Raw genomic sequence first — 683 nt, forward strand, 5'->3', positions numbered from 1 at the left:
GTCCGACGGCGCCGAAAACGTGCCGCTCGACCCCAACGCGCCGCAGGGCGCGTTCACCGCTGCCCGGGCCGCCAAGGCCGAGGAGGTGCCCATCTCGACGATCTCGTTCGGCACCAAGGGCGGCGAGATCGAGATGAACGGGCAGCGGGTCGCCGTCCCCGTCTCGACGGACCAGATGAAGACGATCGCGCGGCTGTCGGGCGGGCAGTCCTACACCGCCACGAACCTCAGCGAGCTCAACAAGAGCTACAACGCCATAGAGAACGACATCGGGTATCGCACGGTGCCCGGTCCCGGCAGCGCCGGCTGGCTGCGCCTGGGCGTCGTCGCCGCCCTGATCGCCGCGGCGCTGGCCCTGCTGATCAACCGGCGCCTGCCGACCTGAACGCTCAGGCGGGCAGCCTGCGGTTCAGGAACTCACCGGCCAGGACGGCGCCGGCCAGCAGCACCGCGCCCAGCAGCATCCAGGCGAGGCTGGCGTCGCCCTTCACGGTCTCGTAGCCGATCTGGCGCTGCAGCGTGGAATAGACGCCCTCGAGCGACTCCAGGCTGTCAGCGTGAAACGCCTGGCCGTCGGTGATCTTGGTGATTTCCTGCAGCGTCTGGTCGTCGACGGGCACCGGAATGGTGGCGCCCTCGTACTCGACGGTGCCGTAGGGCGTGCCGAAGGAGATCGTCGAGAC

2 pseudogenes are annotated in these 683 nt (G+C 69.3%); one reads left to right on the top strand and one right to left on the bottom strand.

The features are described from left to right. Positions 1–385 (top strand): annotated as a pseudogene (locus A5764_RS26990) (hypothetical protein); the annotation flags it as partial. 4 nt (positions 386–389) lie between these two features. Here A5764_RS26990 and A5764_RS26995 read toward each other — a convergent pair. After that, a pseudogene (locus A5764_RS26995) lies at positions 390–683 on the bottom strand (hypothetical protein); the annotation flags it as partial.

It is taken from the genome of Mycobacterium sp. 852002-51057_SCH5723018 (genome assembly GCF_001667035.1).
Classification (GTDB): domain Bacteria; phylum Actinomycetota; class Actinomycetes; order Mycobacteriales; family Mycobacteriaceae; genus Mycobacterium.